Origin of the sequence: Flagellimonas sp. S3867 (assembly GCF_014698935.1) — a bacterium.
In the GTDB taxonomy this organism is placed as follows: domain Bacteria; phylum Bacteroidota; class Bacteroidia; order Flavobacteriales; family Flavobacteriaceae; genus Flagellimonas.
Genome location: NZ_JACVMN010000002.1, coordinates 309872 through 335664 on the forward strand (window position 1 = coordinate 309872; position 25793 = coordinate 335664).

The window sequence follows — 25793 nt, forward strand, 5'->3', positions numbered from 1 at the left end:
ATTCTATCTTTCGTTAATCAATTTTCCGTTTTCCATGGTAATAATACGTCCACAGCGCTCAACCCACTTAGGGTTCTCACTGACAATGACCAAAGCCCAGCCATTTTCAGGGTTGGTTAAAAAGTCCATAATTCTTTCAGCTTCGATTTCGCCAAACTGATCAAGGGGATCCTTAAGAATCAGCAGTTTTGGTCTGCTCACAATACTTCTGGCCAACACTATTTTCTTGGAAATAGTATAAGGAATTTGTCGCCCTTCCGGATATAGCACGGTATTTAAACCTTGGGGTAGCTCTTTGACAAATTGGGTTAACCCTGTTTTCTCTAGGGCCCAATAAACATTGTCCATAGCAATTGCTTTATCACCAAAGGTGATATTGTTCAGCAGCGTACCTTCGAACGGAGTTTCCTCACTAAGTGATTGCCCCAAATGTGAGCGATAGTAATTGAGGCTCATTCCTTGAATGGCGACGTTATTGACAAAAATCTTTCCACTGTCTGGCTCCAAGATTCCAGCCATCAGTCTTAAGAGGGTAGATTTTCCGGAACCGCTTGACCCTTGCAAAAGAATCGTGCATGATGGGGTAATTGTCAACGAAACATTGTCTATAATTTTTTTGTCCCTTTCGGGCACATTATAGGACACATCTTTCAATTCCACGACAAATCCTTCATTTTTTCCAAAAGGTTTCTCGCCATCTTGGGGTTCCAACTCTTTATCCACAACTTGTCCCAGTTTTTCCAAGGAGGTTAAAAGATCGTAGAAGGTCTCAAGACCCAAAATCATTTTTTCCACAGAACTTATGACAAGAATTATGATAATTTCTGCGGCCACAAACTGTCCAATATTCATTTCTTGGTTCAACACTAATAATCCACCGATCAATAGAAGTCCGGCCGTAACCAAAACTTTGAACCCAATCATCTGTATAAACTGAAGGACCAATACTTTAAAATGCCCCTCTCTTGCATCCAAATAATCGGTTACAAGAGTGTCATTCTTGTCCATGGCATGTGTTGTTTTGCCCGACAATTTGAAACTGACCAGGGATCTTGCAATTTCTTGAATCCAATGGGCCACTTTGTATTTGTTTTTGGATTCATCAAGACTTGTTTCCAATCCCTTTTGTACTGTGAACTTGAAAACCCCATAAATTAAAAGGACAAGAAGCAGACCATAAAGAATAAAGAATGGGTGATAAAACGACAGCAACAAAAGTCCAAAAACCACCTGAAGGAATGAGGCAGGAAAGTCAATTAGAATCTTGGATAGTCCTTTTTGAATGGTCAATGTGTCGAAAAATCGATTTGCCAATTCCGGGGGGTAATAATTGCGGAGCTCGTGCATTCTTATTTTAGGAAAACGATACGCGAATTCAAACGAAGAACGGGTGAATATCTTCTGCTGTATGTTTTCAATAATACGCATCTGCATCAATTGCAAGGTGCCCGAAAAGGCAACTCCGAGTGTTACAAGTACCACCAAAACAATCCATGAGGTGCTTACTTGAGCGCCTTGAATCAGATTGATAATTGCTTGAATACCAAGTGGAAGAGAAAGATTTACCAAGCCAGCAAAGATGGCGTAGTAAAAAATTTGAAGTATGTCCTTTCTATCCAATGCTAGCAGTCCAAGAAGCCGCTGCCAAGCGGTTAGAATCATTTCAGCCATAGTTGTTGGGGTTTAAAGCTCTAAAAACCAAGTCGGTAAAATAGTGTGTCGGGGTTGTTGTTTCATTACAATCGGTAAGTTTTGGGAAATGTTCCTTTAAAAAGTACTGATGCAATGCGCCCTCCAAAATTGTACTGGCAAGGCTGGAAGGAAAGGGAAATTTTGCGTCTACCTCAATGATCATTTCACTTAGCCTGTTCACCAATCTTTTATAGATAACAAAATAACCTTCCTTATTTTCTTGATCTACCTCCTTGGTTAGGTATGATTTGGAATATTCGTTTATGACAATTTTATTGAGCAGCACCTCATTAATATGGGAAAAGGATACATCTTGTTGGATTGTCTGTGTTAAGATCTCAATAGTTTTTTGCAATTTTTCTGCTGTATCAGCAATCCCGCTAGTAGCAAAGACCGTCTTGTATTCAAGCCAGCCCCAATACCACGAGGTAAGATAGACCAGCAACTTGTGCTTATTTTCAAAATAGCGATATATGGAACTCTCATTGGACTTGATACGCTCACCCAATTTTCTGAACGTAAAGCTTTCAAATCCCATTTCGTCAATCATCAGAATGCTCTGTTGGATAATTCTTCTTCCTAAATCTGACGATTCTGGATCCTTTAGATAGATTTTGTCATTGATTTCGATCCGAATGGACTGCATAAGTCTTTCCATGTTATCAGTTATTTAAATTCATTCAAATTTAATAGTATTACTATTAATATATAATAGTTTAACTACTATTTAACAAAAGCATTGCTATTTGTAAAAATTAATGTAATTTTAGTTAGGAGAAAAAAATCCCATGAAACACTGTTACATCTTATCAATGTTGCTTCTTGTAATGTTCGGTTCATTACAAGCGCAAGAAAAACAGACAGATTTAGTTGAGATAGGCGACAAGCTTGTGCTTGGAGCACCTTCGACCACAAACTACTCGTATATTAATATCCCTCGTAAAAACTTTATAATAAAACGTGGTGGTCTCCCCAATACATCTTCCTTGATAAATGCATCTATAGTGGTAACAGCTATTAGTTATGGAGAAAAAACCTTGATTACTTTTAAGAGAACCGATGGCAGAAAGTTCTTTAGGGTATACAAAACACTCACTGCTGACCTTGCCGGTGGTATAAGCACAGGAGAACTTATTTTCCCTGAAAAAGTCCAAGAGGATACAAAAGAATCCCGATAAAGATTTTGTCCTTAAAAATAGCATTCGCAAAAAATCTGATTTCCATTATATTTAACAAAAACTTGATATGAACAAACATCGATGTGGTTGGTGCGAAGGTGATTCACTTTATGAGGCTTATCATGACAAGGAATGGGGAGTCCCGGTAAAAGATGATGCTACCCTTTTCGAATTTTTGATATTGGAAACCTTTCAGGCAGGTCTAAGCTGGATAACCGTGCTGAAAAAAAGAGAAAATTTTCGCAAGGCCTTTGACAATTTTGATTACCGGAAAATTGCAGATTATAATCAAGATAAAATTGATGAACTACTGGATAATCCCGGGATTATCAGAAACAAATTAAAGATCCATTCAACAATTTCAAATGCCAAAGCTTTTATGGAAATCCAAAAGGAATATGGAAGCTTCAGTAAATACATCTGGGATTTTGTCGATGGCAAGCCCATTAAAAATTCACTTAAAAATTACAAAGAAGGACCTGCAACGACCCCATTTTCAGATACCATCAGCAAGGACCTAAAAAAAAGAGGATTCAAATTTGTGGGAAGCACTGTTATTTATGCACAGATGCAAGCCACAGGAATGGTCAATGACCACGAGGTAAGTTGTTTTAGATACAATGAAGTTTAAGTCTTCGGCTTTAGGGCTTTCAAAAATGTCTCCCTTCGGATTTCCTTGGCTCCCAGGCTTTCCAAATGATCCGTATGGACCTGGCAATCTATAAGTTTATAGTTTTTCTCATGCAACTGTTCAACCATTTTGATAAATGCATATTTTGAAGCGTTGGCAACCGTACTGAACATACTTTCTCCGCAAAACACATGTCCCAAATCCACTCCATAAAGCCCACCGACCAATTCTTTGTCCTGCCAAACTTCATATGATTTTGCAAAGCCTTTATTGAACAATTCCATGTAAGCGGATTTCATTTTTGGTGTGATCCAAGTCCCTTCTTGCTCTTTACGCTCGACCTGTGCGCAATTGTCCAACACTTGTTCAAAGCAGGTGTTTTGAGTGAGGGTAAACTGGCTACTGCGTAAAATCTTTCGCATGCTTTTCGAAATCTTTAGGTCTCTTGGGTAAAGCACCATTCTGGGGTCTGGACTCCACCATAGAATCAATGCATCTTCATTGAACCATGGAAAAATTCCGTTTTTATAGGCTAGCAATAAGCGTTCCGGGGATAAATCTCCTCCTACTGCCAACAGTCCATCATCATTTGCCATTTCAACTGGCGGGAATTCCAATCGATCTCCCAAAAAGAACAATGGCAATTTTTTCTGGTCCTTTTCCAAAATACAGTTTTACATAAAGTTACATAAAACGAGCTAGAAGACTAAAAGTCCACCAATATAGATGATACTTCCCACCAGCATAAAAAGTAAGGTATAGGGAAGTATTTCTTTGGCCTTAAGCTTGGTGATTCCCAAAAGTGGTAAGGCCCAAAAAGGTTGCAACATATTCGTGATTTGGTCTCCGTAGGCCAACGCCATCACTGCTTTGGGCAATGGAACTCCCAATTGCAATGAAGATTCCAGCACGAGAGGTCCTTGAATAGCCCATTGCCCTCCTCCACTGGGCACAAAAATATTGACAAGCCCGGCGCTCAAAAAGGTAAATATCGGAAGGGTTGTAGTATTGCTAATGGAAACAAAAAAATCAGAAATTCCAGTTATCATCCCGCTACTGGCCATAATTCCCATGATACCGAAATACAATGGAAACTGAATCAAAATTCCGGCTGTATCTCCAATGGCTTCTTCAACAGCGACCAGAAAGCTTTTGAAACTCCCATGTAGTACGATTGCCAATCCCAACATAAAAAAATTAAGCATGTTTGGTGTAATGTTCAACTTTTTCAGGGCTGGCAAATATTGTAACAAAAAAGCCAATAAAATCAATCCGCCAAAGAGCGAAGCAGCCAATCTGGAATAATCCAATTTTTCGGCACCCTTTAAATTTTTCTTGTCGATTGACTGAAACTTGTATTCTTTTAGTTTGAAATTATGGGGAGAAGCTTTTTTTCCCAAGAAATAAACCAGCATGCTTATTGCTATTGCAACCAAAAGGAAAAGGATAATGTTCCAACTACTAAATACGGTAAGGGAAGTGGAGAGTGTTTCTGGTAATTGAGCAGCCAATTCCAAATTGGAAATTCCAGCGACCAATTCTTTCAAATGTCCTTCCTCTGCAACTTTTATTGGCGCAGACCCGCTGATTCCTCCATGCCACACCATAAGTCCACCATAACCGCAAGCTCCTATCAATGGATAATTTAGGGGGATGTTATTGGCATGGGCATACTCTCCTACTTTACGAGCTAAAATGGCTCCAAAAATGAGTCCCAATCCCCAATTGAAGAAAGCAACCAACATCGTAGGTAAAACGACCAAAACAGCTGCAGTGGATGTGTTTTTTACAAATTTGGTAATGCCAAGGATCAATCGCTCCATGGGTTTGCTCAATACCAATACATGTCCCAACACCAAAATGAGCATCATTTGATAGGCAAATACCAATAGTCCGCTGTTCCAAATCCCATTTTCCCAATAGGAAAGAATGGTAACCAAATGGTTTTTCTCCGAAGTGTTTTCGGTAAAAAAAAGAGCCAAAACAATTGTCAGTAACGTTAACAGCACCGCAATTGTGAAAGGAGAAGGCAAATACCTTCTGAAAACTCTTTCTATACCCTTAGTTAGGCCCAAAATGCATTAGAATGGAAGATCGTCGTGATCTTCTTCATTGAGATCATCCGCCGGCTCAAAAGCTTCCACTGGAGGGACTGGTGGCATATTTTCAGTTCCTTGTGCTGCTTCCAGATTTTCAATGCGCCAACCTTGAATAGAATTAAAATATTTGGTCTCTCCTTGTGGATTGACCCATTCTCTTCCTCTTAAATTGATACTCACTTTCGCCATTTGGCCAACTGAATACGAATTCAACAAGTCACATTTATCCTGCACAAATTCTACTAAAATATGTTGAGGATACTGCTCTTCTGTTGTGATTACCAATTCTCTTTTTCTGAAACCATTGTTACCATAGGTTTTGGTCTCATCAATCATTTTAATTCTTCCCTGAACTTCCATGTAAATTACTTTTCAATAAGCACCAAATGTACATAAAATGACCACCCATAGAAAAATATCAAATAAAGAACTATCAACAAATTTTTACTTTTTCCGTTATCTTTAAAATCAATTCACCCAAAAATGAATTTCAACCCCAAAAAGAAGGCTTCCAATATTATATTGCTGATTTCCGCTTTTATCATTGTAAGCCTTATACTTTGGAACACCAACAGCTTTTTTAAAAAGTTTAAGGAGGAGGAGCGCTTGAAAATGGAGATATGGGCAACAGCGCAACTGGAACTCATCCAGTCTTCCGTAGATCAGGAATTGGGTAATTTGACCTTAAAGGTCATGGGGAACAACACCTCTACACCGATGATTTTGGTAAATGAGGAGGGAACCATAAAAACCCATAACATTCCGATTGAACAAGCTTCTGACAGTATTTACATCCAGAAAAAAATAAGACAATTTGAAAGTGAAAATGATCCCATTCATATTATTCAAGAAGGTGAACTGTTGGAAACACTCTACTACGGGAATTCGGAAGTTCTCAATAAACTAAAATTTTATCCATTGGCTCTGCTGCTCATAATCTGTCTTTTTGGAGCTGTAATCTTCTTTTTCTTTCGAATCAATAAAGCCTCTGAGCAAAACAAACTTTGGGCAGGTATGGCTAAGGAAACAGCTCATCAAATAGGCACTCCTTTGACCTCTCTTTTAGGGTGGAACGAGTTGTTGCGGTCCGAAAATATTAATCAGGACATTACCAAAGAGATTGAAAAAGACATTAACCGATTACAGACTATTACAGATAGATTTTCAAAAATTGGTTCTATTCCAAATCTTGAGGAATATGATATTGTAGCAGAGACTGAAAAAGCATATCAATATTTAAAACGAAGAAGTTCCAAGTTGGTTCATTTTTCGTTCAGTTCGGATATAGATCAACTTCCTGTACTTCTAAATCCCCCGCTTTACAACTGGAGCATTGAGAATTTGGTCAAAAATGGCATCGATGCAATGAAAGGTAAGGGCAACATTGCAATACAAATTGAGGGCAAAGGGCAAAACGTCAATATTTTGGTATCTGACACAGGACGCGGCATCCCAAAAAGTAGTTTTCAAAGCATTTTCAACCCAGGGGTAACCACCAAAAAAAGGGGCTGGGGATTGGGATTGTCACTTGTTAAAAGAATAGTTGAAGAGTATCATAAAGGAAAAATTAAAGTACTTTCGTCAAGTAAAGAAGGAACAATCATGCAAATTTCTTTGAAAGCAAACGGATGAAGTTATGGCTAAAGAAAAAAGAATTGCAATAAAAGAAGCCGAGATTACGAACAATTGCCCTGAATGTTTCAATCAGGACCTGAAGCTCTCTTTTTATCAAAAACATACCTACAACCCCTTTTTTCATAGAACCACAGGTGAGGTAGTCCATGAGATAAAGTGTCGAAAGTGCTATTCTGTCATTTATCCGGTCAATTGGACGCCAGATATTGAAAGGGTTTTTGATTATTACAACAAATTAGTAACCCCTGATAAGCCTTCGGTCAAATTTACCGCCTTGTTTTTTGTACTGTTGATTCTGGTTATCGGTGCAGCGGGAACCCTTGTATATTTATATACCGAAGGACTTATTTAAGTTGACTTCGGATTTGTTCAGCAATTTTTTCAAACTCAGCAGGGTCGAGTTTTTCCTTGTGCTGAAAAGTAGCATTTTTCATGCTGTGCAAAGGAATAAGGTGCACGTGTACATGCGGAACTTCAAGGCCAATAACCGACATTCCCACCCTTTTGCATGGAACCGCAGATTCGATGGCTTTCCCAACTTTTCTTGAAAATGCCATTAATTTCAAATAAGAAGCTTCATCCAAATCCATTATTTTGTTCACTTCCTTTTTAGGAACGCATAAGGTATGTCCTTTGGCATTGGGGTTAATGTCCAAAAAAGCGAAATTATGCTCGTCCTCGGTAATTTTATAACATGGAATGTCTCCATTAATGATTTTGGTGAATATACTTGGCATGTCGGTGTTAGTTGGCTTGATTATAATTAAAAAATCCCGTCGAGTGACGGGATTAAATATAGCGATTTTGTCAATGCTATTCTCTGGTAATTTCTAAAATATCAAACTTTAACGTTCCGTTCGGCACTTGAATTTCGGCTACATCTCCAACAGATTTCCCCAATAATCCTTTCCCTATTGGTGAGGTAACTGAAATTTTACCCGTTTTAAGGTTTGCCTCACTCTCAGCCACCAAAGTGTACTTCATTTCCATACCGTTGGATTGGTTTTTAAGTTTAACGGTGGACAACACCAATACTTTTGTAGTATCGAGTTGTGATTCATCTATCAATCTAGCATTGGCCAAGGTTTCTTCCATCTTGGATATTTTAAGTTCCAAAAGTCCTTGTGCCTCTTTGGCCGCATCATATTCGGCGTTTTCGGACAAATCTCCCTTATCCCTCGCCTCGCCTATAGCTTGCGACGCCTTAGGGCGTTCAACATCCTTTAAATGGTTCAATTCTTCCCTCAGGTTTTTTAATCCTTCTTCCGTATAGTAAGATACCTTGCTCATATCGTCATATTTAAATACAAAAAAGAACATTTAAGAAAAACAACGGGCTTTTCCAATGTACTTTTTTCAAATAGAAAAAATCCTCAACTACCACTATGCCTGGCACAGTTTTTTTGCGAGGATTTAACGCAAATATAGACAATTTTTGCTCAAATTTGCTGTTGTAAAGCTTTCAAATTCAATCTATGAGACACCTTGGAGGGATTATTTTGTTATTATTTTTAATGGCTTGTTCTTCAGATAGTACTAATCGCAATCCTTTTCTGCAAGAGGTAAATTTCAGGTTTGAGATCAATCTTAACCTTCCACTTTATAACAATTTGAATAACATAGGAAATCCGGTTTATATTAGAAATACTGGCGTGGGTACTAGAGGAATATTTGTAATGAAATCTAGTTTGGATTCTTTTTTTGCTTTTGAGGCCAGTTGCCCAAACCATGCGCCAAACAATTGTTCCACGATGACCATTGATGGGCAAAATGTGGTTTGTTCGTGTGAAGACTTCACTTATAGTCTTTTCACCGGCCAACATCTTAATAGGCCCGACGATGGTAATCGGTATTACGATTTGCTCTTTTACCGTGCTACCCAAAGTGGCAATATTATTGCCATTTTCAATTAATTTGCTCCAAGAATGCAGTCCATTACCCAACTTGTATGTAGCCCTGATATTCCTTGGGAAGGATGTGGTTCTTTTCCCAACAGATGTTTTTGAATGTTTTCAACATGAAATTGCTGTACGTGTTTTGGGTGAGGTATATCCAATAGTTGATGTCCCCTATCATTTTCCAACGCAATGGGCGCTTCGTCCAGTACAGAAAATGTAATTTTCCCTTCTGAACCCAATATTTCAACCTTGTCGACACGATGAAAGGTTCCAAAATTCCAATTGCCCTCCCCCGTTACGCCATTTTCATGAATCCATGATGCCGTGACCGCATCGTATGCCGAATACAACCTTTGTTGGTTTATGGCCATTCCCTTGGCCCGTTTTATGTCTCCCAATAGATAGGTAAAAAGGTCCAAGCCGTGACTTGCCAAATCGTCAAAATAACCTCCTGGAGCAACCTTTTTATCCGTTCTCCAGTTGTATTCTTGGTTCAAATCCAATTCAGTTGGTGGTTTGGTCTTTTGCCAATGAATATGTCTAATTGTTCCTATTTGTCCATCGTCCAACCATTCCTTGATCTTAACAAATCTTGGTAATGACCTTCTATAATAAGCTATAAATAAGGGTAGTTCTTTTGCTTTGAATGTTTCGTAGACCATTAAACTGTCCTGAAAATTTGGGGTCATCGGTTTTTCTATACAGCAAGGTTTTCCTGCCTCGGCAACTTGAATTGCATACATTTTGTGGGAATCGGGTGGGGTAGCAATGTAAATCGCATCAATTTCTGGATTTTCAATCACATCCTTTGCATTGCTCGTCCAATGGGGTATCATATGTCTTTGGGCGTAATCTTTGGCTTTCTCCGCATCTCTTCGCATTACTATGCTAACCTCGAACCCTGGCACCATTTGATACGCAGGAACGCTTTTTTTCTCGGTAACACTTCCGCAGCCTATTACACCCCATCGAATTAGGGTCTTGTCAAAAAATTTGAGGGACTCTGTCATGGTTTATAAATGTACAGAATCCCTCAAAAAGGTAATGTCTCCCACTAGAAATTAATTGAAGCTCCTAGCAGAAAGTTGATTCCAGCTTGGGGGTAAAACCCTGCTCCTTCAACCGTTGTTATAGTTCCTGGGTTTGAAAAGTCGTCATCGAAGGTGAAGAAATATCCATTGGAGACAATATCCTTATCAAAGACGTTATTCACTAAACCAGATAAGACGATACTCTTTATAAAAGAGTTGGTTTCAATAGCATATTGAAGGTTTACATCGGTTTGGGAGTAGCTTTCAAGCACGGAATTTTCTGAATCAATGTTTCCCATGTACTGTTTTCCAACAAATTTGGAAAGTAGCGAAACTTGAAAATTCTCGGAGGGCAAAAATGAAAGAATGTTTGCAGCCACCAAGTCTGGCGAATAGGCAATGTTGGTATTACCTAAATTTTGAAGTGTTCCATCACGTTGAAAGAAGAAATCTTGATTACGGTTCTCACTCAATGCAATATTGGGTCGAATTGTAAATTTATCCCCCAGTTGAATATTTGCATCCAATTCCAATCCCAGGCGATAGCTATCTCCCACATTAGCTCTTAAAGGTGCCCCAACATCATTCAATTCGCCAGTTAGGACCAATTGATCTTTGTAACTCATGTAATAAGCGTTTGCATTCAATTGAAAAGATGGGGAAACATAGCGCCAACCAAGTTCAAAATCATTTAAGCGTTCTGGTTTTGGGTTTCCATTTTCGTAATCGTTTCGATTGGGCTCCCTATTGGCCACTGCATACGAAAAATAGAAGTTATTGTTAGGATTCAAATTAAACGTGATTCCTGCCTTTGGGTTAAAAAAATCAAAGGTATCATCTACCAAACCAGTGTCCTCTCCATTGGCTTCATACCCCACTCCTCGGTATTGCAAATCACCAAAAACGGACCATTTGTCATCCAATTTATAATTGGCCTTTGCATATATGTTGAAATCGGTTTTTGTTGAATTGTCATCGTAATAACGGTCGCGAATATTGCTGTCAGTGGCAAACCGGGCCCAAATTACCTCTCCAAAATGATCGCCTTTGTAAATGTTGTACCCTCCACCAAAAATCAAATCAAGATTTTCTTTTTTATGGCTAAGCGAAAGAACGGTTCCGTAAAAATCATTGTCCAACCATCTTCGTCTTATTAAGTCCGTGGTATTTACGGCTTCTCCATCTACCGTGATTGGTTCAAAACTATAGGTTGCAAAGTCATCATCTTCTCTGAACTGTTCAAAATAGCCTCTTCCTCGGGTATAATGCAAGGCTATATTCCCATTCCAAGCGGGACTGATGGTCTCATTCCAATGCAATTGGAAGTGATCTTGCTTATAATTGTCTTCTTCCCTGTCATAGAACTGGGTATTCCCATTTTCATCAGTATAGATTCCAGCCGGATTGAACTTTCTATTGGTTCTTAAGGTTTCTGCATCAATTCCAAACCAAGATTGGTATGTGATTTCGTGTCCTCCAAAAAACAAGGCTTTTATAAGGGTATTATCATCTTTGTAAGCTCCCTGCAAAAAATAGCTTTCCAGTTCGGAACTTGCCCTATCGATATAACCATCAGAGGTTATACGAGAGAGTCGCCCAGAGATTTCCAGATTATTATTGAGAAGGCCTGTGCTAAATTTAATATTGTTTCTTAATGTATTAAAGCTTCCCACTGATGAGGAAATCTTGGCATAACCGTCTTCCGAGAAAGCATCTGTCAGAAGGTTCAAACTGGCACCAAAAGCACTTGCTCCGTTGGTTGATGTCCCTACGCCGCGTTGCAATTGCAGACTTTCGGTCGAAGAAGCAAAATCGGGCATATTTACCCAAAAAGTGCCTTGCGATTCGGCATCGTTGTACGGTACTCCGTTGATGGTCACATTGACTCTGGTCGCATCACTTCCCCTAACTCGTATGCTTGTGTAGCCGATACCTGCTCCCGCATCGGATGTAGTAACCACTGCGGGCAAGAAATTCATTAAAACAGGGATGTCCTGTCCTAAATTTCTGGGTGCGATTTCCTCCTTGTTCAAATTGGAAAAGGTAATAGGGAATTCCTTGGTTACCCGAATAGCTTGCACCAGTACCTCGTCTAGCACAATTTTTTTTCCTTCGAGCGAATCTGTTGGTAATTGTTGCGCACTGCCTGTCAGTGCCAGGCCAAAAAAAGCCGTTATTGTGAATAATACTGTTTTCATGCGAAACTTCCCTTTGATTTTTGGTAGTCGCATTGAACCGCTTTTCGAATTTGCGGTTTTGATAAAAATTGAATAGAGCGGTTTCATCCGTAAAAAAATTTACGAATAAAAGGGGCTATTATTCTGGTTAATTAAAGTGATTTTGTTTCAATTGAAACGTTGAATTTCCAACATGCGCTTTGCGCAGTCCCTTGGCAGCATTACCCGCCCAGGTTCATTGGGTATAATCTCAGCCTTTATAAAAAGCACCCCTTTGAGATAGCGCAAATGTAATACCGGAAAATTTGTTTTCATAGTAAAACCAAAAGAAATGCAAAAGGCTGCCGAAGCAGCCTTTCTATATTGCCAATTCTTATGGCCTGTTATGGAGCAAACAGGACCGTACTAATTATTGGCGGTCGCGGATAACGCAAAGGTTAGTGTTTGCATAGCTATCCTACTTTTTTTCTTTTTTCCTTTTTGTACTCTCGGCTTAAATGGGGCACTACCAAAAAAATTGCCAACACAAATGATAATAAACCAAGAACCAATACTATTTCAAAAAACATATATAGTGTTTCAATTAGTTGGACACATCTTTTATGAATTGGTCACAAAAGAGGAGGACTATGCAAGCACAGCCCTCCTGCCAACCAAAAAATCTAGACACCGACGTCTAGAAATGCTTTAATTATTTTTTGAACCAGCTTCAATCTTTTCATCTTCTAATTTGTAAGACACTAGTTTTTATTTAAAGTCACAATAAAGTAAAAGGTCGCACATAGTGCGACCTTTTAAACCAAATCAACCAACCAAAAATCCTAGGCCCTCGCCTAGCAAAATCTTTATCTTATTATTTAACAACCTTAATTTAAATGCAATTTCTTCATCCTTTTCACTTATTAGACACCATTTCTTAAAAAAGGTCACAAAAAAGACCGCTCCAGTATGTTTTAGAGCGGTCATATTCAAACACGTTTATAGCTATTATACCTGGTGAGAGGGTTTTAAAAGGTCGTTTACGGTTTTAACCGGATTAAACGTGACCAGAGGCACCTCTACAAAAATGGTGTTCCAAAAAGCCATTGCGCCGTTCCATAATCCAGGCAGTTCCAATGCCTTCAGTTCTTTGCCTTCTTTTGTTTTATTGGTGATGAAACCTTGCTTTACGTCAACAAAATTCAACAAATTGTATTTCTCACCCTTATGGTTTCGAATTCCACATATCAAATCCACAGGGTTGAAATGGGTTGAATTCTTAAGAATTGAAGCTTGATCTTCATTGGACAAATCAACCTGGGCCGATTCGATGATTTGAAGTGAAACATTTCCATTTTCATCGGTTATCCAAAATGGGCCGCCGCCAGGTTCACCTTCATTTTTAACCATTCCGCACACTCTGATCGGACGGTTCAATTTATCAGCAAGCATTGAAATTTGCCCATCCAACCCAAGGCTTGAAAAGTTATTGGGCAATCGAACATTAAGCTCTTGTTCCAAGAAGTTTTTTATATCCTGAACATCTTCTTCCGAAACGGTTCTATTTTCGATTGCTTTGGCGTACTCAAATGCCCTAGTTTGTGCTTTTCGTAAAACTCCGGCCAGCATTTTTTTGCTATTGGCAACTTCATTCAAATTTTCATCAACAACCACATTGTCTATGTTCTTAATGAAAATGATATCTGCATCTTGGTCGTTCAGGTTTTCAATCAATGCTCCGTGCCCTCCTGGTCGGAACAGCAATGAACCATCGCTATTTTTGAACGGTTTGTTCTCCATGTCCACAGCAATGGTGTCTGTGGATGGTTTTTGATTGGAATAGGTAACATCAAATTGGGTATTTGTCGCATCCGATACTCTTGGTGCGGCAATTTTATGCTCCGTTTTGAACATGGTGTCGTGCTGTTCGGAAATCGTAAAATGAAGATTGGCCTTCCCCATGGTTTTTGCATAGAGCGAAGCTTCTTTTAAATGTTCTTCAAAAGGGGTAGCCGTTCCGGCATCATACTTATGAAAAGGGAGCAGTCCCTTCGGATAAAAACCATAGTTCAATCCTTCGGCCACCAGCATTTCCTTTACAAAAAGATAGATTTCTTCATCCTTATTTTCTGCTTTACCAGCAATCCTTTCCATAATCAAATCATAAAAAGGAAGGTTCTCCAAATTATCTGAAAACTGTTTAACTGTAGTCTCACCAGTTCGTGTAATATATTCGGATAGTTTCTCTTTGGAAGCGTCATAAGCGTCCAAAAAATTAAACATAGCCTTGAACATACGAGAAGCTGCTCCAGAGGCCGGTACAAATTTCAACAGATCCATTCCTCCTCTTTCATCTTCAAAATATTGGATAAGCTTGTTTTGTTCTTCTTGTGAAAATCTTAAAATACCATCTGATACTATAGCCGCTTTTTCAAGGTTAACAAATGGGATTCCTGCCTTAAATGTTGCTATTTGATTTTCAACTTTTTCTGTGGAAATGCCCTTTTTTTCCATTTGGGCCAAGTCTTGTTGACTTAAATTGTTCATGTTTTGAGGAGTTTATCGATATGGTTGATTGCAGTTTGTAACCTTGCTTTTTTATCTCCTTTCAAGATAACGAAATTCCTGTCATACTTTTCCAAAGTTTCTTGGAAACACTTGAACATTTTCTCTCTTTCATTGGGTTTATCTCTTAAGTCATCCGCTTCCCAAGGTGTATCTATGTAGGTCAAAAAGTATAGGTCATACTGGTTTTGTAATGCATATTTTTCCAGAATTGGATCGCAATGACCAATATAATAAGCTTCGGAATAGACCTTGGTCTCCAACAAATCGGTATCACAAATAAGCAATTCGGTGGTTTTTTTGGAAAGTTCATTTTCTAAACGAATCTGGCCTTCTGCGATTGGCAGCAAATCTTGAGGTTCACATGTTTTACGCTCGTTGTTCCATTTGTTCTGCAAATACTCGCGGGCATATTCTGGAACCCAGACGGTATTGTAATGCCTGGCCAACTGCTTTGAAAGTGTAGTTTTCCCAGTGGATTCTGGCCCAAAAAGGACTATTTTAACAAGGTCTGAGGGCTCTTGCCCAAGTTTTTCTTCCATGCTTTATAACCGTAAATAGCAATAATGGTGAACAAAAAATATTGAAATGATGAAAACACTAATCCTTTATATAAATACAATGGTACGGAAATGACATCACCAATAATCCAGAATATCCAATTTTCAAGCCTCTTTTTTGCCATCAACCACATTCCCACAAAAAAGATTGCTGTGGTCACCGTATCTATATAGGCTGTCCATGTATTAAATTTATCCGCAACAAAATAGACTACGCTAACAAATACAATGGTTCCCACAAACAGAAAAATAGACCATTTTTTCTCATTTTCCGTAGCTTTTGTAATAGGCACAAAATGGGTTTCATCCACTTTACGTGTCCAAAGGTACCACCCGATAACACTCATTATAAAATAATATGCATTGATGAGCATATCGCCCAACAAACCATACACCAATAAAATATAGACAAAGATTCCCGTGCTTATTATTCCTGTAGGGAACACCAAGATGTTTTCTCTTTTGGAGTACCAGACACTTAGGAAACCGAATACTACACCAACCATTTCCAAAATAACTAAATGGACGGGGACATCTTGATACTGCGAAAAAATCCAATCAAAAATGTGGCTCATACGCGCTTCGGTCCGATTTAACCATTTTCATTGTCAACACCACATGTTCCAAATTGGAGAAAGTATCTTTTATCTCAGTGCTCAACAGCTTCATTACGTCATCATACGACCCATATACCTGTGTGCTTAACGGATTCTCTAAAACAGTAAGTCCGGAAGCTCTTATTTTTTTAATGAAATTGATGATTGGTGGTTCAAAATTATCTTGAAGCGGAGTCAACGTAAGCTCAACGGAAATGTTCATGGGCCATGGAAAATTTTCAGAACAAAGCTACTAAAAAGAAGCATCAACCGCCCATCATTCGAAGCGCATAAACACAAGTAAAACCTTCAAACTCTAAAAATTCGACGTCATAATGTGATTTTTTGCCCTTATATAAAATTTGCGCTATGGTTCTTTTATCATCAAAGGCAAAATCCATCACATCAATATGTTTTAAAAAGCTAAGCCCTTGTTGTGCATAAATTTTATAAAGCGATTCTTTGGCTCCCCAAACTATGGTCAATTTTCTTATTATAGCCTCAGTATTGGCAAGCGTTCTATATTCTTGCAGAGGTGTGAACTTATTGGCAATTCTCAAAATTTTATCGCGCTGCATTTCAATATCAATGCCCACCTCATCAGTTTTACTAATGATAATACCCGTAAAATTATGGGAATGTGTGATGGAAATATGGTTTCCATCTTTTAGATGGGGCTTGCCAAAATCGTCATAGTACAAATCATAATCCTTGTATCCCGCAAGACCCATGAGATGGCGAATACTCAAAAATGCCCTGCGATGGGTTTCGGATTTCATGCCATCCATGCGAGCTTGGCAATGGGGGGTAAGTTGAATCCCTTTAGATAAATTCTTCTCTAGTTCGGTCACCTTCCAAATATATGCCGAAGTGGTCGGGGAAATTGTTATGGTTTTGTAAATAGGCACCCTACAGCGTTAAGTGTTTTCGTATATTTGCATCCGATAAGAGCTAAGCTACAAAAAGAAAACGAAGTTAGATATGAGCACAAAGACAATTCCATATGTTCCTTTTAAAGTAAAGGATATTTCCCTTGCAGATTGGGGCCGAAAAGAGATTGAACTAGCGGAGGCAGAGATGCCCGGTCTAATGGCATTGCGCAAAGAATATAAAAATGAACAGCCTTTGAAAGGGTCAAGAATCGCTGGATGCTTGCATATGACCATTCAGACGGCAGTATTAATAGAAACATTGGTTGAGCTAGGTGCAGATGTCACCTGGAGCTCCTGTAATATCTTCTCTACACAAGATCATGCTGCCGCTGCGATAGCTGCCGCTGGAGTTCCAGTTTATGCCTGGAAAGGAATGACTGAAGAGGAATTTGAATGGTGTATTGAGCAAACCTTGTTCTTTGGTGAAGACAGACAGCCATTGAACATGATTTTGGACGACGGCGGAGATCTTACCAATATGGTATTGGATCAATACCCTGAGCTGGCGTCAGCAATCAAAGGGCTTTCCGAAGAAACCACGACTGGGGTTCACCGTTTGTATGACCGAGTAAAAAACGGAACACTTCCTATGCCGGCCATTAATGTGAATGATTCGGTTACCAAATCTAAATTCGACAATAAATACGGTTGTCGAGAAAGTGCAGTTGATGCCATACGTAGAGCCACTGATACTATGTTGGCTGGAAAACAGGTAGTAGTTGCGGGTTACGGGGATGTAGGGAAAGGAACTGCCGCTTCATTTAGAGGTGCAGGTGCCATTGTCACAGTTACCGAAATAGATCCGATTTGCGCATTACAAGCTTGTATGGACGGCTATGAGGTTAAAAAACTGGAAACCGTTATAGGCAAAGCCGATGTTGTCATTACCACAACAGGAAATAAAGATATTATCCGTGAAGAGCATTTCCGAGGACTAAAGGATAAAGCCATTGTTTGTAATATTGGTCATTTTGACAATGAGATTGATATGGCGTGGTTGAATGGTGCCTATGGTCATACTAAAGATGAAATCAAACCACAGGTGGATAAATACACTGTTGAGGGCAAAGACATTATTATTCTAGCTGAAGGTCGATTGGTCAACTTAGGATGCGCTACTGGACACCCAAGTTTTGTGATGAGCAATTCATTTACCAACCAAACCTTGGCCCAGATTGAGCTTTGGAACAACAGCGACAAGTACCAAAATGATGTTTATATGCTTCCAAAGCATTTGGATGAAAAAGTGGCCAAACTTCACTTGTCACGTCTAGGGGCTGAGCTCACAGAACTTAAAAAAGACCAGGCGGATTACATTGGCGTAAAAGTGGAAGGACCATATAAGCCAGAGTATTATAGATACTAAAAGATTAAACTTATGAATTAAAAAACCCATGGCGTGCCATGGGTTTTTTTAATATTCCTAATTGGCCTCTGCCAACATTCCTTCAGAGTAATAACAGAGTTTGTTCTCCTTTAAAATGGCCAATCCTTCTTCATGCGGACTCAAAGGATTGATTTTTACTTCTGTTCCATTGGGCATGTACACAATGTAAAAGCCTTCTTCAAACGAAGATAGCTTGATTATTTCTCCATTTGGTCTTACTGCGTTCCATGATTTTTCATCAGGTTTGTATACCAAATCGATTTTTTTTCCTTTTTTAGGCCCTTCCACAACCGTGACTTGTACCCTGTTCTTCGTTGCTACCATTTTAAAGGTATTGCCGTCATGCTCCACCATTTGGGTTTCAGAATCTCCCTCTTTCATAGCTATGGGATTAGAACCTGACCAAAATTCGATAACATTGAAGATGAGGGCATCGCCTATGAAAAATAACCCATAAACAGGAACTATGTTCAATCCCCAGAAAATTAGGTTATCCAAAAATTTACTGTCCGTTGCACCTTGATTCCAATCCTTCAAATTATTGAACGCCCTAAAAGACCCTAAACAACTTGAAAACAAAATCGTGGAGGACAACAACAAACAACTAATTACTTTTTTCATGATAATAAATTTTATAGTTAATGTTCTTAAAACTACAAAAGTTTTTGTTCAAGAAATCTCTTTTTATAAAGCTCGAAGGAATTTCCTAGTTTTAGATAATCATTTTAAATTATCCTTTTTGACTAACGATACTTCACCTTCATATTCCTTTTTGGATGCAGAGTTCGACCGCATAAAAGATTATATTTCGGAGAGGGACGCATCCAATCATAGGGTATCCAAAGCAGACGTTGCTTGGCATTTGGATCATATACTCAAGACCATCAATGTGATATGCAAATCTTTGGAAGCTTCCAACCCCTGTGAGTACAAATCCAACTTTAATCTTACCAGAGCTGTGATCTATGCATGGGGCGATTTTCCAAGGGGAATTGCCAAAGCTCCTAGAATAGTGCGTCCGCCTGATGAAATCCTGACTGAGGATCTCCATCGACAAATGGAACGGGCAAAGGAAAACTTAAAAACTTTTCAAAATTTGGATTCCAAAGCTCATTTTGAGCACCCTTATTTCGACATCCTAGATAAAAACCGAAGTATCCAGTTTTTAAAAATACATACACGGCATCATCTAAAAATTGTAAGGGACATTGTTAAGAAACAGTAATAGATAGCACAGGAATATGAAAGATAATTGGTTCAATATTGAAAATGTGGATACTGTGGATTCACCTTCGGTAGCATTGTATAGAGAACATTTGTTGTTCAATATCAAACAAATGGTGAGTTTGGTCGACGGCAAAGCAGATAGGCTGATGCCCCACCTTAAAACCAATAAAATGCCCGAGGTATTAAAGCTATTATTAGCTTCAGGCATTACCAATTTTAAAGCTTCAACCATTGCCGAAGCAGAAATTGCGGCAGAAGCTGGAGCAAATTCAGTTTTGATCGCGCATCAGTTGGTTGGGCCAAAAGTGGATCGTTTTCTTAAACTATCAGGACATTTTTCAGCAACCCTTTTTTCCACAATCATTGATGATACTGAAAGTGCTATTCTTTTAAACAAAAAAGCTGATGAAAATGGACTCAAAATCAATATTTATATTGATATCAACAATGGGATGAACCGTTCGGGGATAAAAATTGGATCGGCCCTTGATTCTCTCCTTTCAGTGGTAAGGGATTGTAAAAATCTTCAATTTAAAGGTCTTCACGTTTACGATGGACATTTAAGGGATCCTGAATTTTCCGTACGCAATGAAAAGATTGAGTCGGGGTTTGAAGATGTCACCACATATTTTGAAGCCTTGCAGCACATATATCCCAATATTGAATTGATATGCGGTGGGACACCTTCATTCACTTCCCACCTTTTACAGAAAGACCGAATAACCAGTCCTGGAACCTGCGTTTTATGGGATTGGGGCTATAGTGAAAAACTGACGGAGCAAAATTTCAAACATGCTGCGTTGTTGGTCACACGGATAATTTCAAAGCCCATAGAAGGATTTGTCACCTTGGATTTGGGACACAAATCAGTTGCTGCGGAAAACCCCATCGATAAAAGAATGAAGTTTTTAAATATTGACAACTACGAGCTGTTGTCACAAAGCGAAGAACATGGTGTTCTCAAAGTATCCAATTGGGATGAGCTCAAGATTGGGGATGTTTTCTATGGAGTCCCTTATCACATTTGCCCAACCATAAACCTACATGATGAAGTTTCTGTAATCGAAAATGGGCTGAAAGTGGATTCTTGGCAAATCACGGCGCGAAAACGAAAGCTTCGGTTTTGATAAAAGAAAAACCCCCACTTTGCAGTGAGGGTCCGTATAGTAAAGAAATATTTTCTTTTTTATGCTTCAAAAGGGTCAATGGAAACGAAAGATTTTCCACCGGCTTTCTTTTGGAACTTTACAATACCATCAACTTTGGCGTGCAATGTATGGTCTTTTCCTGCATAAACGTTTTCTCCAGGATTGTGCTTTGTGCCTCGCTGTCTAACAATAATGTTTCCAGCTACAGCGGCCTGTCCACCAAAAATCTTAACACCTAGTCGTTTCGATTCTGATTCTCTACCGTTTTTTGAACTACCTACACCTTTCTTATGTGCCATGATATATAAATTTTAGTTCGTTTTATTTTTTTAGAGCTTCAATAAGGTCAGCTTTCTTCATTGAAGAAATACCAGAGATACCTTTTGCCTTTGCCATTTCTTTCAACTCAGCCACGGTCTTTCCACTCAAATCTTCAACTGCCGCCTTTTTAGGAGCTGCTTTCTTTGGAGCTTCTTTTTTTGCAGGGGCCGCTTTTTTTGCTTCCGCTGCTGGTTTCTCGGCCTTCGCTTTTGGTTTAGCCGGAGCTGCTTTTTTAGCGCCCTTGGCAACAATGCCTTCAACAACAATCTCTGTTAAAGATTGTCTATGTCCATTTTTTACCCTGTAACCTTTACGTCTTTTCTTTTTAAAGACGATTACCTTATCACCTTTCAGGTGTTTTACAACTTTGGCTTCAACAGCCGCACCTTCTATGACTGGGGCGCCAATGGTAACGTTACCTTCGTCATCCAAAAGAAGAACTTTGTCAAAAGTGACTTTTTTACCTTCTTCTGTCTGCAAACGATGAACGTACACCTTCTGGTCTTTTGCAACTTTAAATTGCTGCCCTGCCATCTCTACAATTGCGTACATAATGCGTTAATTAGATTTATTATTTGTCGCTTTATCAAAATTAGCGGGTGCAAATATACTGCTAATTCCTTAATGTACAAGCACAATCAACGCATTTCAGGCTATTATTTTTTAGGATTGTTTGAGGTTTTAAAGAGCTGCATAAAAGACAATGTCAAAACCAAGGTCGTGGCAAACCCCATAATTGCCACCGTAAAGAAAACTATTCCTTGAAAATTACTGTAATCTTTGGCCCATACCTGTGAAAGTTCATCCAAGAAACCTGAATCGAGCTCTGTGGAATACAAGGCAAAGAATATAGTAAACAGCAAAGTGGCCACAAATCCTGTGGTGATGCCCGCCATGAATCCCTTTCCATAATCAAATTCCTTGCCCATCCTTAGTTTGGTATATTTTATGGTCTCGTAAATTCCCAGACCTGTGATCACCCCATTGAACAAACTATAAAAAACATTGGTATGCTTTCCCATAAGGGCCAAAATCAAAAAATATGCTATGAGAACAGCGCTGGTTACAATGCCAAAACGAATGGGAAGGGATAGATTTTTCATTGCGCTAAAATTTTGGATGGATGTTTAATTTACTGAATGTTGACGAATTATGCTACAAATTCTTGTTAAAGACCCACCTTGTAATCTCTAGATCTTTTATTTTTTCCCGTATATTTCGTGTAACATCAATCTAAAATTGATACTAATCCTATTTATTAAATCATTACAAAACATATGATCATGAAAAGATTTCTACTATCTGTACTTTTCATTTTTCCAATGGGCTATACTATTAATGCTCAAGAGGTTGCTTTTGAAGAGTATAATTTGGACAATGGGCTCCATGTTATTTTGCATCAAGACAATGCTGCCCCCGTTGTCACTACAGCCGTTATGTACCACGTCGGCTCTAAAGATGAAGACCCCGAAAAAACCGGTTTCGCCCATTTTTTTGAACATCTCTTGTTCGAGGGCACCAAAAACATTGAAAGAGGCGAATGGGATAAAATTGTTGCATCCAATGGCGGCAGCGGGAACGCAAATACATTTTTGGATAGAACCTATTATTATGAAACTTTCCCATCAAATAGTTTAGAAATAGGGTTATGGTTGGAATCTGAACGTTTGCTCCATCCCATAATTGGTCAAGTTGGTGTCGATACCCAAAAAGAAGTGGTCCAAGAAGAAAGAAGGCTTCGCGTAGACAATTCTCCATACGGTGCTTTCTTTGAAGTACTTTTGAAAAATCTTTACAAAGATCATCCATATAGATGGGGTGTAATAGGATCTTTGGATCATTTGGCCAGTGCTACGCTAGAAGATTTTAAACATTTCAATAAAACCTATTATGTTCCAAACAATGGTGTTTTGGTCGTGGCCGGTGACATTGATGTACCCAAAACAAAGAAGATGATCTCAGATTATTTTGGGCCCATTCCCAGAGGAGCAGAAATCAAAAGAAATCAGGTTGTCGAAGATCCTATCGTAAATACGGTACAGACCAAATACTATGATCCCAACATTCAAATCCCTGCCATTTTGTTGGCATACAGAACTCCCGGGCAAGCAGAAAGGGATGCCTATGTAATTGACATGATCTCTACCTACCTCAGTGATGGAGAAAGTTCCAAATTATACAAAAAGCTGGTGGATGAAAAGAAAATCGCCCTTCAGATATTTTCAGTACCCATTAGTGCCGAGGATTACAGTTCGTATGTTGTTGGAGGACTTCCTGTTGGTGAAAATTCGATTCAAGACATTAAAAATGAAATCGATGCCGAAATTTTGAAAATACAGACCGACCTTATCTCCGAGAAAGACTATCAAAAGCTTCAAAACAAGTTTGAGAACAATTTTGTGAACGCGAACAGCAGTATTTCAGGAATTGCCAATTCGCTTGCAGAAAATTATATGCTACGGGACAACACCAACCTGATCAATACCGAAATTGATATATATCGTTCCATCACACGAGAGGAAATTAGGGAAGTTGCCAAAAAGTATTTGAAGGTGAACCAAAGGGTGGAGCTAGAATATTTACCAGAACAAAAAGAAGCCAATTAAAATGAAAAAGTATATCGTTTTTTCTGTGCTGTCACTTTTTATGGCAGTCTCACAAGCACAAATAGATAGAAGCAAACAGCCTAAACCAGGTCCTGCTCCTGAAATTAATTTGCAAGAACCAGCACGTTTTGAGCTCAATAATGGACTAAAGGTAATGGTGGTAGAAAATCACAAGTTACCAAGGGTTTCCATGACGTTGACCATTGATAATCCTCCTATTTTACAAGGCAACAAAGCAGGGGTGTCTGATTTGACATCAACCTTGTTGGGAAAAGGGTCAAAATCCATTTCCAAAGACGATTTTAATGAAGAAGTAGACTTTTTAGGTGCCAATATCAGTTTCAGCGACCAAAGCGCTTCCGCTAGTTGTCTTTCAAAATATTTTCCTAGAATTCTGGAATTAATGGCCGATGCTGCCTTAAATCCAAACTTTACCCAAGAAGAATTTGATAAGGAAAAGGATAGAATAATTACCGGAATCAAATCACAAGAAAAAGATGTTTCGGCAATAGCAGATCGCGTTCAATTGGCCCTGGCCTATGGAAAAGGCCATCCCTTTGGCGAAATTACTTCTGAAGAGACTGTGAACAATGTGACTTTAGCGGATGTTGAGAAACATTACAGGGATTACTTTGTTCCGGCCAATGCCTATTTGGTGATTATTGGTGATGTTGAGTTCGAAAATGCCAAAGAATTGGTAACAACTCACTTCACACCCTGGTCCAAAGCAGTACCCCCTTCTTTCAGTTATTCCCAGCCAACAGATGCGCAATACACGCAAATCAATTTTGTTGATGTTCCCAATGCCGTGCAATCTGAAGTTGTGGTGCAGAACATCACCAATCTTAAAATGAAGGACGAGGATTATTTAGATGCCCTTTTGGCCAATCGGATTTTAGGAGGTGGTTCACAAGCAAGGTTGTTTAAAAATCTGCGAGAGGACAAGGGATATACCTATGGATCATATTCCGGAATTCGGGCCAATAAATACAGTCCTATGCGATTTAGTGCCTCAGCCCAAGTCAGGAATATGGTTACCGATAGTTCGGTGGTCGAAATTTTAAAGGAGATAGATAAAATTGTTTCCGAACCGGTAACTCCCGAGGAGTTGACCAATGCAAAGGCCAAATACGCCGGAAGCTTTGTTATGGCCCTTGAAAACCCATCCACTATTGCCAATTATGCGCTTAATATAGAAACCGAAGGGCTATCCAAAGATTTCTACAAAACATATTTGGAGCGCATTGAAGCGGTAAGCGCGGAAGACGTACAAAAAGCCGCTCAAAAGTACTTTTCCACCAAGAACGCCAGAGTTGTGGTTACAGGAAAAGGAAGTGAGGTTTTGAAAAATCTGGAAAAAGTTGATTTTAATGGCAAAAAGGTTCCCGTTTTGTTTTATGACAAGCAGGCCGGTAAAACTGAAAAACCAGATTACGATGCCGCTGTTCCAGATGGGGTAACCGTGGAATCCATTCTCCAGAAATACATCGCTGCCATTGGCGGACAAGCAAAATTGGAAGGGGTGGAATCTTATTCGATGTCGGCCGAAGCCGAAATGCAAGGGATGAAACTTGAGTTGGAGTTGAAAAAAACCTCCAAGGATCAATTTATGCAAGATCTAAAAGTGATGGGGAATTCCATGCAAAAACAAGTTTTGGATGGAGATAAAGGATATATGGTTGCTCAAGGACAACGAAACGATCTATCTCCCGAAGAGATTGAGCGCATCAAGGAAGAATCCGCAGCCTTTCCAGAACTTAACTATTTAGCTGCCGGAAACATTGCATTGGAAGGCGTTGAAACTGTTGGCGATAAAAAAGCCTATAAGCTGAAAATTACCGATAAGAAATCAGCATTTTATGACACTGAAACCGGGCTCAAACTTCAGGAAGTAAGTGTTGAGGAGGTACAGGGTCAACAAATGAACAATACGGTTACGCTGGATGACTACCAAGAAGTGTCGGGAATTAAATTTCCGTTCAGTCTCACCCAAACCATGGGTCCACAAAGTTTTGAATTTGTAGTAAAGGAAATCAAGGTCAACGAAGGTGTGAGCCCTTCCGATTTTGAATAGAGGATTATTATGAAGAACAAAAAGGGCACCATTTAAATGGTGCCCTTTTTGTTTACG

The 25793-nt window shown here is 39.1% G+C and carries 28 protein-coding genes and 1 riboswitch; of the genes, 10 read left to right on the forward strand and 18 right to left on the reverse strand.

Annotated features, from left to right (window positions below; all coding sequences use genetic code 11):
* Positions 1-3: 3 nt before the first annotated feature.
* The gene (locus tag IAG46_RS09075; RefSeq protein WP_190810041.1) at positions 4-1671 is read right to left on the reverse strand and encodes a peptidase domain-containing ABC transporter; all 1668 of its coding nucleotides are present in this window, start codon (positions 1669-1671) and stop codon (positions 4-6) included.
* A complete protein-coding gene (locus IAG46_RS09080; protein WP_190810042.1) occupies positions 1664-2350 on the reverse strand; it encodes a TetR/AcrR family transcriptional regulator in 687 nt (228 codons plus the stop codon). Before IAG46_RS09080 ends, IAG46_RS09075 begins: the two co-directional genes overlap by 8 nt.
* A 130-nt stretch (positions 2351-2480) precedes the next feature.
* On the opposite strand from IAG46_RS09080, the gene IAG46_RS09085 reads away from it, so the two are divergent.
* Together IAG46_RS09085 and IAG46_RS09090 are read left to right on the forward strand one after the other, a co-directional pair.
* On the forward strand, positions 2481-2870 hold the full coding sequence (locus tag IAG46_RS09085) for a hypothetical protein (protein WP_190810043.1): 390 nt from the start codon (positions 2481-2483) through the stop codon (positions 2868-2870).
* A gap of 67 nt (positions 2871-2937) precedes the next feature.
* Positions 2938-3501, forward strand: a complete 564-nt coding sequence (locus IAG46_RS09090; protein WP_190810044.1) for a DNA-3-methyladenine glycosylase I — start codon at positions 2938-2940, stop codon at positions 3499-3501.
* Here the strand turns inward: IAG46_RS09090 and aat are convergent.
* Genes aat through IAG46_RS09105 form a run of 3 tightly spaced genes read right to left on the reverse strand, consistent with a single transcriptional unit; the run spans position 3498 to position 5960 of the window.
* Positions 3498-4139: a leucyl/phenylalanyl-tRNA--protein transferase gene (gene aat, locus IAG46_RS09095; RefSeq protein ID WP_190810844.1), complete on the reverse strand. Its 642-nt coding sequence runs from the start codon at positions 4137-4139 to the stop codon at positions 3498-3500. The two genes, IAG46_RS09090 and aat, sit on opposite strands and share 4 nt — an antisense overlap.
* Before the next feature lie 60 nt (positions 4140-4199).
* Positions 4200-5576 (reverse strand): short-chain fatty acid transporter, encoded by a 1377-nt coding sequence (locus tag IAG46_RS09100; RefSeq protein WP_190810045.1) that lies wholly within the window; start codon positions 5574-5576, stop codon positions 4200-4202.
* A 6-nt stretch (positions 5577-5582) separates the two neighbouring features.
* Positions 5583-5960 carry a DUF3127 domain-containing protein gene (locus tag IAG46_RS09105; protein WP_190810046.1) on the reverse strand — a complete coding sequence of 126 codons (378 nt, stop codon included), beginning with the start codon at positions 5958-5960 and terminating at the stop codon, positions 5583-5585.
* A 123-nt stretch (positions 5961-6083) separates the two neighbouring features.
* On the opposite strand from IAG46_RS09105, the gene IAG46_RS09110 reads away from it, so the two are divergent.
* Together IAG46_RS09110 and IAG46_RS09115 are read left to right on the forward strand one after the other, a co-directional pair.
* The gene (locus tag IAG46_RS09110) at positions 6084-7232 is read left to right on the forward strand and encodes a PAS domain-containing sensor histidine kinase (protein ID WP_190810047.1); all 1149 of its coding nucleotides are present in this window, start codon (positions 6084-6086) and stop codon (positions 7230-7232) included.
* 4 nt (positions 7233-7236) lie between these two features.
* Entirely contained in the window at positions 7237-7587 is a 351-nt protein-coding gene (locus tag IAG46_RS09115; protein ID WP_190810048.1) for a hypothetical protein, read from the forward strand.
* On the opposite strand, the gene IAG46_RS09120 is transcribed toward IAG46_RS09115, so the two are convergent.
* Positions 7580-7972: an HIT family protein gene (locus IAG46_RS09120; RefSeq protein WP_190810049.1), complete on the reverse strand. Its 393-nt coding sequence runs from the start codon at positions 7970-7972 to the stop codon at positions 7580-7582. The two genes, IAG46_RS09115 and IAG46_RS09120, sit on opposite strands and share 8 nt — an antisense overlap.
* 76 nt (positions 7973-8048) lie before the next feature.
* The gene (gene greA / locus IAG46_RS09125) at positions 8049-8525 is read right to left on the reverse strand and encodes a transcription elongation factor GreA (RefSeq protein ID WP_190810050.1); all 477 of its coding nucleotides are present in this window, start codon (positions 8523-8525) and stop codon (positions 8049-8051) included.
* A 185-nt stretch (positions 8526-8710) separates the two neighbouring features.
* Between greA and IAG46_RS09130 the strand changes: the two genes are divergently transcribed.
* Positions 8711-9148 (forward strand): hypothetical protein, encoded by a 438-nt coding sequence (locus IAG46_RS09130; RefSeq protein ID WP_190810051.1) that lies wholly within the window; start codon positions 8711-8713, stop codon positions 9146-9148.
* Here the strand turns inward: IAG46_RS09130 and IAG46_RS09135 are convergent.
* From IAG46_RS09135 to IAG46_RS09165, 7 genes are all read right to left on the reverse strand, one after another.
* A complete protein-coding gene (locus tag IAG46_RS09135; protein ID WP_190810052.1) occupies positions 9145-10143 on the reverse strand; it encodes a Gfo/Idh/MocA family protein in 999 nt (332 codons plus the stop codon). The two genes, IAG46_RS09130 and IAG46_RS09135, sit on opposite strands and share 4 nt — an antisense overlap.
* A gap of 44 nt (positions 10144-10187) precedes the next feature.
* Complete coding sequence (locus IAG46_RS09140) at positions 10188-12362, reverse strand: TonB-dependent receptor (protein WP_190810053.1); 2175 nt, start codon at positions 12360-12362, stop codon at positions 10188-10190.
* Between the two features lie 170 nt (positions 12363-12532).
* Positions 12533-12625, reverse strand: a riboswitch (TPP riboswitch).
* A gap of 703 nt (positions 12626-13328) precedes the next feature.
* Complete coding sequence (locus IAG46_RS09145) at positions 13329-14867, reverse strand: DUF4301 family protein (RefSeq protein WP_190810054.1); 1539 nt, start codon at positions 14865-14867, stop codon at positions 13329-13331.
* Entirely contained in the window at positions 14864-15427 is a 564-nt protein-coding gene (locus IAG46_RS09150) for an AAA family ATPase (protein WP_190810055.1), read from the reverse strand. Before IAG46_RS09150 ends, IAG46_RS09145 begins: the two co-directional genes overlap by 4 nt.
* Positions 15382-16020 carry a nicotinamide riboside transporter PnuC gene (gene pnuC / locus IAG46_RS09155; protein WP_190810056.1) on the reverse strand — a complete coding sequence of 213 codons (639 nt, stop codon included), beginning with the start codon at positions 16018-16020 and terminating at the stop codon, positions 15382-15384. The genes IAG46_RS09150 and pnuC overlap by 46 nt, the downstream gene beginning before the upstream one ends.
* Complete coding sequence (locus IAG46_RS09160; RefSeq protein ID WP_190810057.1) at positions 16004-16264, reverse strand: thiamine-binding protein; 261 nt, start codon at positions 16262-16264, stop codon at positions 16004-16006. Before IAG46_RS09160 ends, pnuC begins: the two co-directional genes overlap by 17 nt.
* 43 nt (positions 16265-16307) lie before the next feature.
* On the reverse strand, positions 16308-16949 hold the full coding sequence (locus IAG46_RS09165) for a 4'-phosphopantetheinyl transferase superfamily protein (RefSeq protein ID WP_190810058.1): 642 nt from the start codon (positions 16947-16949) through the stop codon (positions 16308-16310).
* Between the two features lie 73 nt (positions 16950-17022).
* On the opposite strand from IAG46_RS09165, the gene ahcY reads away from it, so the two are divergent.
* Positions 17023-18339, forward strand: a complete 1317-nt coding sequence (ahcY, locus tag IAG46_RS09170) for an adenosylhomocysteinase (protein WP_190810059.1) — start codon at positions 17023-17025, stop codon at positions 18337-18339.
* A gap of 57 nt (positions 18340-18396) precedes the next feature.
* Here the strand turns inward: ahcY and IAG46_RS09175 are convergent, their stop codons facing one another.
* Positions 18397-18981: a DUF3332 domain-containing protein gene (locus tag IAG46_RS09175; RefSeq protein WP_190810060.1), complete on the reverse strand. Its 585-nt coding sequence runs from the start codon at positions 18979-18981 to the stop codon at positions 18397-18399.
* Positions 18982-19099: 118 nt separating this feature from the next.
* Between IAG46_RS09175 and IAG46_RS09180 the strand changes: the two genes are divergently transcribed.
* Positions 19100-19585, forward strand: coding sequence for a DUF1569 domain-containing protein (locus tag IAG46_RS09180; protein WP_190810061.1), 486 nt, complete (start codon positions 19100-19102; stop codon positions 19583-19585).
* A gap of 16 nt (positions 19586-19601) precedes the next feature.
* Entirely contained in the window at positions 19602-20714 is a 1113-nt protein-coding gene (locus IAG46_RS09185) for an alanine racemase (RefSeq protein ID WP_190810062.1), read from the forward strand.
* 59 nt (positions 20715-20773) lie between these two features.
* Here the strand turns inward: IAG46_RS09185 and rpmA are convergent, their stop codons facing one another.
* From rpmA to IAG46_RS09200, 3 genes are all read right to left on the reverse strand, one after another.
* Positions 20774-21034, reverse strand: coding sequence for a 50S ribosomal protein L27 (rpmA, locus tag IAG46_RS09190; protein WP_190810063.1), 261 nt, complete (start codon positions 21032-21034; stop codon positions 20774-20776).
* Between the two features lie 22 nt (positions 21035-21056).
* Positions 21057-21608: a 50S ribosomal protein L21 gene (rplU, locus tag IAG46_RS09195; RefSeq protein ID WP_190810064.1), complete on the reverse strand. Its 552-nt coding sequence runs from the start codon at positions 21606-21608 to the stop codon at positions 21057-21059.
* A gap of 104 nt (positions 21609-21712) precedes the next feature.
* Entirely contained in the window at positions 21713-22159 is a 447-nt protein-coding gene (locus IAG46_RS09200; RefSeq protein WP_190810065.1) for a DUF4199 domain-containing protein, read from the reverse strand.
* A 180-nt stretch (positions 22160-22339) separates the two neighbouring features.
* Here IAG46_RS09200 and IAG46_RS09205 point away from each other — a divergent pair, with 180 nt between their 5' ends.
* On the forward strand, positions 22340-23662 hold the full coding sequence (locus tag IAG46_RS09205; RefSeq protein ID WP_190810066.1) for a pitrilysin family protein: 1323 nt from the start codon (positions 22340-22342) through the stop codon (positions 23660-23662).
* Between the two features lies 1 nt (position 23663).
* Complete coding sequence (locus IAG46_RS09210) at positions 23664-25736, forward strand: pitrilysin family protein (RefSeq protein ID WP_190810067.1); 2073 nt, start codon at positions 23664-23666, stop codon at positions 25734-25736.
* Positions 25737-25793: the final 57 nt, after the last annotated feature.

Excerpts from the sequence above, each read along its gene's own strand:
- IAG46_RS09130 (WP_190810051.1), top strand. The coding sequence starts at position 8,711 with ATGAGACACCTTGGAGGGATTATTTTGTTATTATTTTTAATGGCTTGT.
- ahcY (WP_190810059.1), top strand. The coding sequence starts at position 17,023 with ATGAGCACAAAGACAATTCCATATGTTCCTTTTAAAGTAAAGGATATT.
- IAG46_RS09175 (WP_190810060.1), bottom strand. The coding sequence starts at position 18,981 with ATGAAAAAAGTAATTAGTTGTTTGTTGTTGTCCTCCACGATTTTGTTT.
- rpmA (WP_190810063.1), bottom strand. The coding sequence starts at position 21,034 with ATGGCACATAAGAAAGGTGTAGGTAGTTCAAAAAACGGTAGAGAATCA.
- IAG46_RS09090 (WP_190810044.1), top strand. The coding sequence starts at position 2,938 with ATGAACAAACATCGATGTGGTTGGTGCGAAGGTGATTCACTTTATGAG.
- IAG46_RS09085 (WP_190810043.1), top strand. The coding sequence starts at position 2,481 with ATGAAACACTGTTACATCTTATCAATGTTGCTTCTTGTAATGTTCGGT.
- IAG46_RS09210 (WP_190810067.1), top strand. The coding sequence starts at position 23,664 with ATGAAAAAGTATATCGTTTTTTCTGTGCTGTCACTTTTTATGGCAGTC.
- IAG46_RS09140 (WP_190810053.1), bottom strand. The coding sequence starts at position 12,362 with ATGAAAACAGTATTATTCACAATAACGGCTTTTTTTGGCCTGGCACTG.
- greA (WP_190810050.1), bottom strand. The coding sequence starts at position 8,525 with ATGAGCAAGGTATCTTACTATACGGAAGAAGGATTAAAAAACCTGAGG.
- IAG46_RS09185 (WP_190810062.1), top strand. The coding sequence starts at position 19,602 with ATGAAAGATAATTGGTTCAATATTGAAAATGTGGATACTGTGGATTCA.
- IAG46_RS09110 (WP_190810047.1), top strand. The coding sequence starts at position 6,084 with ATGAATTTCAACCCCAAAAAGAAGGCTTCCAATATTATATTGCTGATT.
- IAG46_RS09145 (WP_190810054.1), bottom strand. The coding sequence starts at position 14,867 with ATGAACAATTTAAGTCAACAAGACTTGGCCCAAATGGAAAAAAAGGGC.
- IAG46_RS09105 (WP_190810046.1), bottom strand. The coding sequence starts at position 5,960 with ATGGAAGTTCAGGGAAGAATTAAAATGATTGATGAGACCAAAACCTAT.
- IAG46_RS09150 (WP_190810055.1), bottom strand. The coding sequence starts at position 15,427 with ATGGAAGAAAAACTTGGGCAAGAGCCCTCAGACCTTGTTAAAATAGTC.
- IAG46_RS09115 (WP_190810048.1), top strand. The coding sequence starts at position 7,237 with ATGGCTAAAGAAAAAAGAATTGCAATAAAAGAAGCCGAGATTACGAAC.
- rplU (WP_190810064.1), bottom strand. The coding sequence starts at position 21,608 with ATGTACGCAATTGTAGAGATGGCAGGGCAGCAATTTAAAGTTGCAAAA.
- IAG46_RS09205 (WP_190810066.1), top strand. The coding sequence starts at position 22,340 with ATGAAAAGATTTCTACTATCTGTACTTTTCATTTTTCCAATGGGCTAT.
- IAG46_RS09075 (WP_190810041.1), bottom strand. The coding sequence starts at position 1,671 with ATGGCTGAAATGATTCTAACCGCTTGGCAGCGGCTTCTTGGACTGCTA.
- IAG46_RS09080 (WP_190810042.1), bottom strand. The coding sequence starts at position 2,350 with ATGGAAAGACTTATGCAGTCCATTCGGATCGAAATCAATGACAAAATC.
- IAG46_RS09120 (WP_190810049.1), bottom strand. The coding sequence starts at position 7,972 with ATGCCAAGTATATTCACCAAAATCATTAATGGAGACATTCCATGTTAT.
- pnuC (WP_190810056.1), bottom strand. The coding sequence starts at position 16,020 with ATGAGCCACATTTTTGATTGGATTTTTTCGCAGTATCAAGATGTCCCC.
- IAG46_RS09200 (WP_190810065.1), bottom strand. The coding sequence starts at position 22,159 with ATGAAAAATCTATCCCTTCCCATTCGTTTTGGCATTGTAACCAGCGCT.
- IAG46_RS09135 (WP_190810052.1), bottom strand. The coding sequence starts at position 10,143 with ATGACAGAGTCCCTCAAATTTTTTGACAAGACCCTAATTCGATGGGGT.
- IAG46_RS09160 (WP_190810057.1), bottom strand. The coding sequence starts at position 16,264 with ATGAACATTTCCGTTGAGCTTACGTTGACTCCGCTTCAAGATAATTTT.